The organism is Prosthecobacter sp. (assembly GCF_044222565.1).
Taxonomy (GTDB): domain Bacteria; phylum Verrucomicrobiota; class Verrucomicrobiia; order Verrucomicrobiales; family Verrucomicrobiaceae; genus Prosthecobacter.
The window spans coordinates 1-12819 of sequence record NZ_JBGANA010000032.1; the positions used below are offsets into that span (position 1 = coordinate 1).

Consider the following 12819-nt stretch of genomic DNA (forward strand, 5'->3'; position numbering starts at 1 on the left):
GCATGCACCCGCTCTCCCGCGCCTTCGCCACCGCTACCTTCCTCTCCCTCGCCACACCCACGCTTCTCTCTGCCGCAGGCAATGACTGGCCGCGCTTCCTCGGGCCCACCGGCGCGGCCGTTGTCACGGAGTCCAAGGTTCCGCTCAAATGGAGCGACACGGAGAACCTCCTTTGGAAGGCGGACATGCCCGGCCCCGGCTCCTCCAGCCCCATCGTGTTCGGGGACAAGGTCTTCATCACCTGCTGGACCGGTTACGGCGCCAAGGAGGGCGCGGGCAGCATGCGCAGCCTCACGCGCCACCTCCTCTGCCTCAGCCGCGCGGATGGCAAAATCCTCTGGGACGCCAAAGTCCCCAGCGCCGCTACGGAGGATCCGTTTCAGGGCTACATCACCGAGCACGGCTACGCCACGCACACCCCCGTCACGGATGGCGAGCGCGTGTACGTGTTCTTTGGCAAGACCGGTGCGCTCGCCTTCGACATGCAGGGCAAGCAGCTCTGGCAGACCTCCTGCGGCACCAGCTCCGGCCAGCGCCGCTGGGGCTCCGGCGCCAGCCCCATCCTCAGCGGAAACGTCCTCATCGTGAACGCCACCGATGAATCGCAAACACTCTACGGCCTGGACAAGGCCACTGGCAAAGTGCTGTGGAAAGCGGAGGGCGACTACGGCATGGCCTACGGCACGCCCAGCCTGCTCAAACGCAACGGGCAGGAGGATCTCGTGCTCGCCATCCCGCAGGAGCTCTGGGGCATGAACCCGGAGACCGGCAAACTGCGCTGGTACGCCGCCCACGGCCTCACCGGCAATGTCTCCCCCAGCATCGTGCCCAGCAGCAATGGCGCCCAGGTCTTCGTCTTCGGCGGATTCCCCGCCACCCGCAGCGTCGGCGTGCAAATTGGCGGCCCGGCCAAAGGCGACCTCGGCACCGGCGCCATCCTCTGGAACAGCAGCTCCAGCAGCTACGTCCCCACGCCCGTTTACAAAGACGGCCACCTCTACGTCATCAACGACCAGGGCTTCGCGCTGTGCATCGATGCCAAGACCGGCAAGGACGTCTATCGCGAGCGCGTCATCATGGGCTCACGCGGCGGCGGCAAGCCCTTCTACGCCTCCCCCGTCCTCGTCGGCGACAAGCTCGTCTGCGTCTCCCGCCGCGACGGCGCCTTCATCCTCGCAGCCAAACCCAGGTACGAACTCCTCGCCACCAACGTGTTCACCCAGGATCAGACCCACTTCCACGGCACCCCCGCCATCACCGGCGACCGCCTCATTCTCCGCAGCAACCAGGCGGTGTACTGCGTGGGCACGAAGTAAAGGAACGCAGAGTTTGCAATCGTTTGCGGTGGTTTGCCGTTGTTGGCGATGGTTTGCCGTCGTTTGCGCAAAGCGCGCCACGCAGCGCTGGTAGGGATGCGCTGCGCGCGTCCGTGGAATCCTTCGTCCCAGCGCTGCCTCGCGGCCCACACGCTCCGCATCCCACCCAGCGCCCTCCGGCAAACCACCGCCAACCACCGCCAACCACCGCCAACCACAGCAAACTCCCCCTTCCCTTCCCCCACCGCTTTTTCGCACCTATTCCAGTCCTTTTGTGCTGCCAGGCACCGCATTCTCCTACGCAGCTCTGTTTCACCTGCCAAAACACAGCGAAAGTCCGCACCGCACGCCGCGTAGTCCTCGCCTCATGATCCGCTCCCTGCTCTTCGTACTCACCCTCGGCGCGCTCGCGCTTTCCAGCCTTCACGCCAGCGCCCAGCACGTCCGTGCCGGCATCATCGGGCTGGACACCTCCCATGTGGTGGCCTTCACCAAGACGCTGAACACCACGCCGCAGAAGCCCGAGGTCATGGGCGTGCACCTGGTGGCCGCCTACCCGCAGGGCTCCAAAGACATCCCCTCCAGCACCCAGCGCGTGCCGGAGTACACGGAGAAGCTCAAGGGCATGGGCGTGGAGATCGTGTCCAGCATCCATGATCTGCTGGACAAGGTGGACGTCGTCTTCCTGGAGTCCAACGACGGCCGCGTGCACCTGGAGCAGGTGCTGCCCTGCCTGGAGGCGCACAAGCCCGTCTTCATCGACAAACCCATCGCGGGCAGCCTGGTCGATGCCATCAAGATCTTCGACGCCTCCAAGAAGGCCGGCATCCCCGTCTTCTCCTCCTCCTCCCTGCGCTTTGGCAAAGGGACTCAGGCCGTGCGCGGCGGCAGCATCGGCACCATCAAACAGGCCAGCACCCGGAGCCCCGCCAGCCTCGAAGAACACCACCCCGACCTCTTCTGGTACGGCATCCACGGCGTGGAGTCCCTCTTCACCGTCATGGGCACCGGCTGCAAAAGCGTGAAGCGCGGCACCGTCATGGAGGAAGTGACGAACGTGGACAAGGCCACCAAAAAAGAGACCAAGGAAACCGTCAGCCGCATCACCGTCACCGGCACCTGGGAAGGCGGCCGCACCGGCACCTTCACCGAGAGCAAAGGCTACGGCGGCAAAGCCATCGGCGAGAAGGGCGAGGCGGACATCGGCACCTACGACGGCTACGATCCCCTGCTCTACTCCATCGTACACTTCTTCCGCACCGGCGTCATGCCCGTGACCCCGGAGGAAACCCTGGAGATCTACGCCTTCATGGAAGCCGCCGATGAAAGCAAACGCCGCGGCGGCGCCGAAGTCACCCTCAAGGAAGTCATGGACAAGGCCCTGGCGGAAGCGCGGAAGTAGGCGAGCACCTCGCATCGCATTCGTGCACGGTTATGCGGCTGGGCATTCCGATGCCGAACCGCATTATGGTCCCTGCCAGCAGGCACAGAAAATGCCTTACCCACTTGTCGTTGCACCTAGTATACGATAAGTGACTTGCATGCCGCCCCCCCGACGCAGTTTCTTATGCGCGCTCTGCGTTTTCCTCGCCCTGGCGCTCTCTGCCAAAGGGGCCGCGGTAAATGCCGCTTGGAATGCGGCCACGGACGTCCCCGTCAACGTCAGCAGCTATGCAGCCGCCGGCAACACCGTCAGTTTCACGCTCAATTTCGCGCCTGCACCGGGCACTACATTGACGGTCGTGAACAACACCGGCCTGCCATTCATCAGCGGCACCTTTGACAATCTGGCTCAGGGCCAACTCGTGAGCCTGAGCTACGGCGGAACGTCCTACTCCTTTGTGGCCCACTACTTTGGCGGCACAGGCAATGACCTCGTGCTGATCTGGGCCTACAGCCGCCTCGTTGCCTGGGGCGCCAATGTATCAGGGCAGTTGGGAAACAGCAGCACCACCGACAGAAGCATCCCGTCATCCGTACCCACACCTGGGACCCCGCTCTCTGGCCGCACCGTGCTGGCCCTTTCCGCTGGGAGTACGCACAGCCTCGCACTGTGCACGGACGGCACCTTGGTCGCCTGGGGAGACAACACTTACGGCCAGCTCGGCAACATCACGACCACCAGCAGCTCAGTGCCCGTGGCCGTGACCACAGCAGGCACTCCGCTGGCAGGCAAAACCGTGATAGCCGTGGCCTCGGGAGGCTGGCACAATCTGGCCCTTTGTTCTGACGGCACTCTGGTTAGTTGGGGATTAAATGCCTCAGGCCAGCTCGGCAACAGCACTAATACCAGCAGCTCAGTTCCAGTCGCGGTGACGACAGCCGGCACTCAGCTGGCAGGCAAAACCGTAGTCTCCATCGCTGTAGGGGCGTCTCATTGCCTGGTCCTGTGCTCAGATGGCACTCTCCTGGCATGGGGTACAAGTTCCCGCCGTCAAGGTGGGTATGGCGTCTTAAAGAGCAATATCCCGATTGCATTGCCGAAGGCATATGGAGATCTGAATGGCAAAACGGTGGTGTCTATCGCTTCGGGAGGCGATCACAACATCGCCCTCTGCTCGGATGGCACTTTAGTGGCCTGGGGGAGTAACATATACGGCCAGCTTGGCAATGGTCAGACCCAGATTTCGAGCGAACCGGTAACAGTGACAACATCACAATTCACAGTTCTGAATGGCAAAACCGTCGTCGCGGTTGCTGCGGGAGAATATCACAGCCTGGCGCTATGCTCCGACGGCACCCTCGCCGCCTGGGGGTTTAATGGCTTCGGCCAGTTGGGCAGCGTTCCGTTCGACGATAACATTCCCTGGAAAGTGAACAGCAGCGGTGTGCTGGCTGGCAAAACAGTGCTGGGATTAATGGCCGGGGCCAGTCACTGCATGGTGAGCTGCGCAGATGGCACAGCGGTAGCCTGGGGTGGCGATGCAAACGGCCAGCTCGGGGACAACAACACTACGGACAGTTTCGATCCGGTATCCGTAAACACCAGCGCGCTCGCCACGGGAGAGAGTTTCATGCGGGTGACTTCAGGCCCGCTTGCCAGCCACACTCTGGCCTTGGTGGCCGCACCTGTTCCCGTGACCGTTTCCGCCACCACTTTGGCCGCATCCTCGATGGGCACCACCACGGCCATCGTGAACGGCACCGTGAACGCCAATGGCAGCAGCGCCACCGTGTCCTTTGACTACGGCCTGGACAGCACCTACGGCACCAATGTGGCTGGCACGCCTTACTCAGTCTCAGGCAGCACCGCCACGGCGGTGAGCACCACGCTGACCGGCCTCACCCCGGCAACGACCTACCATTTCCGCACCGTTGGCAGCAATGGTTCCGGCAACTCGAACGGCGCCGATCTGACCTTCACTACTTTGACTGCTTATTTATCTGCGCTCAACCCCAGCGCAGGAACGCTGTCACCCGTTTTCTCCCCCACGGTTTTCAGCTACCATTCGGCGGTGGAAACGGATGTCGGCAGCATCTCCATCACCCCTGCAACAGCAGACAGCCAGGCAACTGTGACCGTCAGCGGAAACACCGTCGGCAACGGCATCCCGAGCGGACCTATCCCGCTCGTTTATGGCGATAACACGATCAATGTCACCGTCACAGCCAGGGATGGCATCTCAACAGTCACCTACGTGTTGGTGGTCACCCGCGCCGTTCCCGCTTCGTGGTCAGTAGCCTATGCCACAGGTGCAGAAGTTCCCGTCACCTTCAATGGATTTACCGTCGCCGGAGGCACCGTGGACTTCGCCCTTAACTACGCGCCCGCGCCCGGCACCACGCTGATGGTGGTGAACAACACAGGACTCGGCTTCATCAGCGGCGCCTTTAGCAATCTGGCACAGGGCCAGGCGGTGCATCTGAACTACAATGGCGTCAGCTACCCATTTGTGGCCAGCTACTTTGGCGGCACGGGCAATGACCTCGTGCTCACCTGGGCGAACACTCGTCCCTATGCATGGGGCTATAATTCAACGGGGCAGCTCGGCAATAACACCACCAGCAATGCCAGCGTCCCGGTGCCGGCAACAACCGCGGGCACTCCGCTGGCCGGTCGCACGCTGCTGGCGCTTTCGGCAGGTTCCGGACACAGCCTCGCCTTATGTGTTGACGGCACCCTGGCCGCATGGGGGAGCAACAGTTATGGAGCGCTGGGGAACGGTTTGAATACCGACAGCAAAGTGCCCGTAGCGGTTACCACTCAAGACACCCCCCTTCAGGGCCGGATCGTGGTGGCCGCCAGCAGCGGAGCCAATCACAACCTGGTGCTGTGCTCGGACGGCACGCTGGCAGCCTGGGGTGGCAATTCCAACAGTCAGCTGGGCAACGGCACGACCACCGGCACCAGCGTTCCTGTGGCCGTGACCACCCTAGGAACTCCGCTCGCGGGAAAGACAGTCGTGGCAGTTTCGGCAGGCGCCTACCATAACCTCTCTCTATGCTCGGATGGCACCATCGCCGCATGGGGCTACAACTTTTATGGGCAGTTGGGAAACAACTCATCAGCCGACAGCAGCATTCCAGTGGCGGTGACAACGGCAGGCACTCCGCTGGCAGGCAAAACCGTGGTGGCCGTCTCGGCCGGCACCTATCACAGCCTCGCGCTTTGTTCAGATGGCACCTTGTTGACCTGGGGGGCGAACTTTTACCGTCAGCTCGGCAACGCCAGCTCCACAAGCAGCAGCGTGCCGGTAGCTGTGAGTACGACTGGAACTATTCTGGCAGGCAAAACTGTTGTCACCTTGGCAGCAGGAGGATATCACAACCTGGTGTTGTGTTCAGACGGCACGCTCGCCGCCTGGGGAAGCGACATCTACGGTGAGTTGGGCGATAATTCCACGCAGTTCAGCAGTATCCCGATAATGGTAAACATGAGCGGAGCACTGGCGGGCAAGACCGTGGTCAGCTTGTCGGCGGGAAACTCTCTCAGTCTGGCACGGTGCACGGACGGCACCCTGGCGGCGTTGGGGTTTAATCTGTATGGTCAGCTCGGCAACAACAGCACCGCCAGCAGCCCCATCCCAGTGGCCGTGAGCACCAGTTCGATCGGTACAGGCGGGCAGTTTATCCACGTGGCCACCGGCAAAGACTCCAATGACACACTGGCACTCGCAGCCTTGCCCGTGCCCGCCACCACTTTCACCCTTGCGGCCACCTCCATCACCGGCACTTCGGCGGTCTTGAACGGCAGCGTAAACGCCAACGGCTCTGCTGCCGATGTGTCTTTCGACTACGGCTTGACTACCGCCTACGGCATGACTGTGGCTGCCTCTCCTTCCGTGGTCACCGGTGCTGCTGGAACTGCGGTGACCGGCGGACTCACTGGACTCACACCTGGCACGACCTACCACTTCCGAGCCAGGGGCAGCAACGCAGCTGGCGCTGTGACGGGCACCGATCTGACGTTCACCACCGGCCCATTGAGCCTGCTTCAAATCTGGCGGCAGACCTACTTTGGCACCACCGCCAACGGCGGCGCCGCTGCGGATACTGCGGACAACGATGCAGACGGCATTCCCAACCTGATCGAGTATGCGTTGCGTCTTAATCCAACCACGACCAGCAAGCTGCCCGCGACCACCACCGCGAACGGGGCAAACCTGGAGTACACGTACACACGCAGCACCGCCGCGGTAAACGTGGGCACCGACTTCAAGGTGGAGTGGAGCAGCACCTTGGCCCACCCCGCCACATGGAGCAGCAGCGCGGTCACACAAACCGTCCTCAGTGACGACGGCACCACGCAGCAGGTCAAAGCCGTGATCCCCATGAACGCGGCCACCACGATGTTTGTGCGTCTGTCCGTAACTGCACCGCCGTAAACGGGTTAGCAGCAGGAGGCTTCAAAGGAGCGGAAACTTTTTCAACTTGAACCCGCAAGATCTCCCCCAAGCCTTCGGCCTTGGTATCAGTGGTTTAAGATGCGAAAGAGTCCCTTTCTTTCGCCCGAAATTGTTCAACATTCCCTTTGTCCCCAAGTCTCCAGTCTAGCGCTCCCCAAAGAACCGCTGAAAAAACACCAACCGCACACTCCCATGAACGCACCCACCCGCCTTCGTTTCGCGTTTACCTGCGCCGGCCTGCTGGCCGCCGGGCTGCCGGGCCTCCAGGCGCAGCAGCTCCCGCCCGCGCCAGCCCCCGCTCCGGTAGCGCCGCCCACCCTGCCTTCCGCCCCGGCTGTGGACAAGAACTCGCCGCCGGTGGCGGGTTTTGCCTCCAAGATTCTCAAGGACCCCAGCCCCCTGCCCAACAGCGGCCAGGTGCTGATGAGCTACGCCAATGTGGTCGATAAAATCCTCCCCAGCGTCGTCACCATTTACTCCTCCGCCCCCATCAAGGCTCCCGGCGTGGACCAGATCCCCCCGCAGCTCCGCCCTTTCTTCTACCGCTTCTTCGGCGGCCAGGACGGCTTTGGCGACATGAATGAAGACGATGAGCCGCAGCCCTCCCCCCGCCGTCGCGGCGGTCCGCAGCGCCCCCAGATGCAGCCAGAAGAAGAGCAGTCTCGCGGCGTCGGCTCCGGCGTCATCATCACCCCGGACGGCTACATCATCACCAACAACCACGTGGTGGCGGACGCCAAGAAGATCGAGGTGGCCGTGGAAATCAATGGCGCCACCAAAACCTACAAGGCCGAGATCGTCGGCGCGGATCCCCTCACCGACGTCGCCCTCATCAAGATCGAAGCCACCGGCCTCAAGCCCGCCACGCTCGGAGACAGCTCCCAGCTTCGTGTTGGCGACATCGTCCTCGCCGCTGGTGCCCCCATGGAGCTCAGCCGCTCCGTCAGCCAGGGCATCGTCAGCGCCCTCGGCCGCAGCAATGGCGTCATCTCCGGTGGCAACAGAAACAATGGCCACGGCGGCCGCGTGGAGGGCTACGAGGACTTCATCCAGACAGACGCCTCCATCAATCCCGGCAACTCCGGCGGCCCGATGGTGGACGGCATGGGCCGCGTCGTCGGCATCAGCACCGCCATCCTCTCCCGCACCGGCATGTATGCCGGCATCGGCTTTGCCATCCCCATCAACATGGCCGTCAACATTGTCGAAGATCTCCTCGATGACGGTGCCGTGCAGCGCGGATTCCTCGGCGTGGAAATCATCGACCTTGATCCCGAATCCGCACGGTTGTACCAGCTCGAAGACCAGACGGGTGCCCTCATCAAATACGTCGGCGCGGAATCGCCCGCGGAGAAAGCCGGCATTCAGGTGGAGGACGTCATCGTCGCCATCAACGGCAAGAAAGTGGACAGCAGCAGCCGCCTGCGCCTCATCGTCAGCAGTTCCAAGCCCGGCAGCCAGATCCCCATCGACGTCATGCGCGACGGCAAGCGCCTCACCCTCAATGCCACGCTGGAGGCGCTCCCGGAGCAGGCCCTCTCCGAGCTCGCCAACGGCGGCCAGCGCGGCCTGCCCAAGCGCCCCGGGGCCGCCGCTCCCAACGTCAAGGACACCGTCGGAGAACTCGTCAGCGGCGTCACCATCCAGTCCCTCACCCCCGCCCTGCGCGAGCGCTATGACGTCCCCGCGTCCGTCAGCGGCGTCATCGTCACCAAAGTGGATGCCGACAGCCAGGCCGCCACCCGCGGAGTGGAGGAGGGCGACGTCATCTCCCACGTCAACCGCATCGCCGTGAACAAAGCCGCCGACGCCCGCACGCTGGCCAAAGGCAGCAACGGCAACGTCATGCTGCGCGTCTGGCGCAAAGGCGACACCATGCTGCTCATGATCGGGAACAATTAATCGTGTCACGGGCTGCCAGCCCGTCGAATGCCCCAGCAAGCCCGTGCATGCCGCAAGTGTGCACGGGCTTTTTTCATCCTTCATAATTCATCCTTCATCCTTCATCCTTGCTCTTCGACGCCCACAACCACCTTCAGGACGACCGCCTCGACCCCTGGCGCGCGGAGATCCTCGCCAGCACGCAGCAAACCGGCCTCGGTGAGATGATCGTCAACGGCTCGGGAGAGGACGACTGGCCCGCCGTCGCCGAACTCGCCCGCCAGCATTCCTTCATCCTCCCCGCCTTCGGCCTGCACCCTTGGTATGTCAAAGAGCGCACGAATGATTGGGCCACCACGTTACGTCATTTTCTGGTATCCCATCCCCGTGCCGTCGTCGGCGAGATCGGCCTCGACCGCTGGATCGAAAACCCGGACATCGAAGCCCAGCTCGAATGCTTCCGCACCCAGCTCGCGCTCGCCGTGGAGCTGGAACGCCCCGCCACCATCCACTGCCTGCGCGCCTTCGGCCTGCTTGAAGAAACTTTGCGCAGCACTCCCCTGCCCCGCCGCGGCTTCCTCCTCCACTCCTACGGCGGCCCCGCTGAGATGATCCCCAGCTTCGTCAAACTCGGCGCCTATTTCTCCCTCAGCCCCTACTTCGGCCATCCGCGCAAAGCCGCCCAGCTGGAAACCTTCGCCCAAGTCCCCCTCGACCGCCTCCTCACCGAAACCGACGCCCCCGACATGTGGCCGCCGGATGAACTGAACCCCCACCCGCTGCAATCCGCGGATGGCAAGGCGCTCAACCATCCTGCGAATTTGCGCGTGAGCTACGAGCTGCTGGCGAAGGTGCGCGGGATGGATGTGGCGGAGGTGGAGCGAGCCGTCGCGGAGAACTACCGAAGCCTGTTTGGCCCTGCAACTTGAGGCAAGCTGGCTCATTTGGAGTGCGGTTGCACAGCGAGGCACGAGCGCAGCTACCGCTTTCCGCCGGCCAGACAGCAAACACACGTCACTAACCCCACGAAGGCGAAGCTTCCAGGCCCACGCAAGTCTTTCATCTCCCCCCCCCACCACGGGACACTCGAAAGCGGCAGCTTCGCAGCCGCACTCCAAATTCAGCTCCTTCCCGCTCTGTTTTGCGTCTTTTTTTGCGCCCTTTTGCGGCCCCCCAATTCACCCCCACCGCAGCCCATGTTCCAACACCGCCGCGAGCTACCCCTTGCATCCGGGCACATCAGGAGCGTACGCTGGCCCGCCACCTGCTCTCATCATGCCAAACATGCGCAAAACCAAAATCCTCTGCACTCTCGGCCCTGCCACGGAGAGTCCTGAAGTTCTTTCCAATCTCATCGCCAAAGGTGCCGACGTCATCCGCCTGAACATGAGCCACGCCTCCCACGACTGGGTGCGCACCGTCTATGCCCGAGTCCGCGATGCCGCCGCGGCCTCCAAGCGCGAGATCGCCGTCCTCATGGACCTCACGGGCCCCAGCATTCGTACCGGAGATGTCGAGCAGCCCTGGCAGCTGCAGGTGGGAGACTTGGTCGAATTCCGCTGCAAAGCAGACGCCCCCTCCACCACCCCCTACTCCGTCAGCGTCAATTACCCCGAACTCGGCAAGGACCTCAAAGTCGGCGACACCATCATGGTCGATGGCGGCATGATCCAGGTGAAGGCCACCGAGGTCTCCACCATCCGCGTCATCGGCACTGTCATGACCAAGGGCGAGATGAAATCCCGCCGCCACATCAATCTCCCCGGCGTGCCCGTGCGCCTGCCCCCGCTCACGCAAAAGGATTACGCGGATCTCGACCTCGGTGTGGAGCTGGGCGTGGATTTCTTTGCCCTCAGCTTTGCCCGCGAGCCCGGCCACCTGCAGCACCTGCAGCTCCTGCTTGAGCAGAAGCAGAGCAAGGCGCGCGTCATCGCCAAGATCGAAAACCAGCAGGCCATCGACAACATCGACGCCCTCGTGGAGGCCTCGGGCGGCATCATGATCGCCCGTGGGGATCTCGGCAGCGAGTGCCCCATCGAGGACCTGCCGCTCATCCAGCGCCAGATCGTCGAGCGCTGCTCCTACCACGGCCGCAAGGTCATCGTGGCCACGCAGATGCTCGAAAGCATGATCGAAAACCCCGTGCCCACCCGCGCGGAAGTGACGGACATCTTCAATGCCGTGATCGAGCAGGTGGACTGCGTGATGCTCAGCGGCGAGACCAGCGTGGGCCGCTACCCCGAGAAATGCGTGGAGGTGCTGGACACCGTCATCAGCCGCATTGAGCAAAAATATCCCTCCGGCCGTTTCGCCAGCGATGCCCCGCTGAAGACGAACAAGCACAAGACCGTGAAGGCCGCCATCCTGCTGGCCAACAGCATCCCCGGCAGCAAGCTGCTCGTCTTCACCATCAAGGGCGTCATGGCGCACCTGCTCGCGCATCAGCGTCCGGAGTTCGCCCCCATCTTTGCCTTCACGCCCAATCTCCACGTCAGCCGCACGCTGGTCACCGCGCGTGGCGTCAATCCGTTCGTGCTTCCGTTCAGCGAAGGCCAGCCGGAGGACAGCATTCGCGGCGCTCTCGACCTCCTGCGCCGGGAAAAGCTCATCAAGCATGGCGATCCTCTCGTGATCCTCAGCGACGCCCTCTATGACGGCGTGAATGTGGACGCCATCCTGCTGCGAGAGGCTTGATGATTTGATGTTTGAAAGTGGGCTTGGCTCCGGCAAAAATACCCGGAGCCAGCCGTATTCCTGACGATGCGCCTTCTTCGCCTGTTTTTGCTTCTCCTTCTCCTCGCTCCCGTGGCGCGGGCGGACGCGCGCGTGTTTGTCAGCCTTGCAGGCACCCTGCTGGAGGCAGAGATCACGGCCGCGTCAGCCGACAGCGTAACGCTGAAGCGTGTCAGCGATTCGCAGACCATCGTGGTCAAAATCAAAACGCTCTGCAAAGAAGACGCCGCATACATCGCACGCTGGCAGGAGCAGCACCAGGACCAGCCCACCGCCCCTCCCTCGGCGACATCCGCAGCAACAGCCGCCCCCTCTCCCGCCGAGGCCAGCACGGCGGCCCCTGCACAGAAGTATCGCATCAGCTGCCAGACGCTGCCTTCCAAAGTGAATCGCGGGCAGGCGGACACTGATGTCCGCGTCTTTGAGTACACCTACAATTTCAACCTCAACAACCTGGAGGTGAAGCGCGATCTGGAAAAAGCCAAGGGGCTGGCCCTCACGCTGGGAAAAAATGTGGCCGATCCCAATGGCGAACTCATCGTGCTGCAAAAGGAGGAGTTTGACGTGAACATCCGCGCGCAGTCCAAGATGGTGTACGTCACTCCGCCGGTACGCCTCACTTACAGCCAGGACCCCGACGCTCCCTATGGAGTGAAGAGCTACGGCTACGTGCTCATCATTCGGGATGCAGCAGGCGCCATTTTATTGGTGGAAGCGAGCCCTGACACCAGCGCGCGCTTCACCAAAGAGATCCTGTCCCTGGACAAGGCGCCCTGCCTGGTGGACCGGGACTTCAAGCTCAAGACGAAGACCGACGCGCCGATGGCTTACATCAGCTTCTAGCGCCGGCCTTGTCCGCGTTCGTCTTACTTATCCAAAAGCAGCAGCACCCCTGCCACAATGGCGAGAATGGGCACCAGAACATGGAGCGCACCGAGGTCGACGCCGAAGGCGCCACACACTCCGGTGACAATGAGATAAATGGCAAGGACGAGGATGCCGCGGTTTTTAGGAAGGGTCATGGATGTTTATTTTTTTTGGGG

The 12819-nt window shown here is 62.7% G+C and carries 8 protein-coding genes; 7 read left to right on the forward strand and 1 reads right to left on the reverse strand.

Going from position 1 to position 12819, the window contains the following annotated elements:
- From ACILSR_RS29625 to ACILSR_RS29655, 7 genes are all read left to right on the forward strand, one after another.
- A partial coding sequence (locus ACILSR_RS29625) for a PQQ-binding-like beta-propeller repeat protein (protein ID WP_395753439.1) occupies nt 1–1316 on the forward strand: 1316 nt, incomplete at its 5' end.
- Between the two features lie 367 nt (nt 1317–1683).
- Nucleotides 1684–2718 carry a Gfo/Idh/MocA family protein gene (locus ACILSR_RS29630; protein ID WP_395753440.1) on the forward strand — a complete coding sequence of 345 codons (1035 nt, stop codon included), beginning with the start codon at nt 1684–1686 and terminating at the stop codon, nt 2716–2718.
- Between the two features lie 139 nt (nt 2719–2857).
- Nucleotides 2858–7141, forward strand: a complete 4284-nt coding sequence (locus ACILSR_RS29635; protein WP_395753441.1) for a cadherin-like beta sandwich domain-containing protein — start codon at nt 2858–2860, stop codon at nt 7139–7141.
- A 213-nt stretch (nt 7142–7354) separates the two neighbouring features.
- On the forward strand, nt 7355–9064 hold the full coding sequence (locus ACILSR_RS29640; RefSeq protein WP_395753442.1) for a Do family serine endopeptidase: 1710 nt from the start codon (nt 7355–7357) through the stop codon (nt 9062–9064).
- Between the two features lie 107 nt (nt 9065–9171).
- Complete coding sequence (locus ACILSR_RS29645) at nt 9172–9972, forward strand: TatD family hydrolase (RefSeq protein WP_395753443.1); 801 nt, start codon at nt 9172–9174, stop codon at nt 9970–9972.
- Nucleotides 9973–10327: 355 nt separating this feature from the next.
- A complete protein-coding gene (pyk, locus tag ACILSR_RS29650; RefSeq protein ID WP_395753444.1) occupies nt 10328–11737 on the forward strand; it encodes a pyruvate kinase in 1410 nt (469 codons plus the stop codon).
- Nucleotides 11738–11803: 66 nt separating this feature from the next.
- Complete coding sequence (locus tag ACILSR_RS29655; RefSeq protein ID WP_395753445.1) at nt 11804–12619, forward strand: hypothetical protein; 816 nt, start codon at nt 11804–11806, stop codon at nt 12617–12619.
- A 23-nt stretch (nt 12620–12642) separates the two neighbouring features.
- Here the strand turns inward: ACILSR_RS29655 and ACILSR_RS29660 are convergent, their stop codons facing one another.
- Nucleotides 12643–12798: a hypothetical protein gene (locus tag ACILSR_RS29660; protein ID WP_395753446.1), complete on the reverse strand. Its 156-nt coding sequence runs from the start codon at nt 12796–12798 to the stop codon at nt 12643–12645.
- Nucleotides 12799–12819 lie beyond the last annotated feature (21 nt).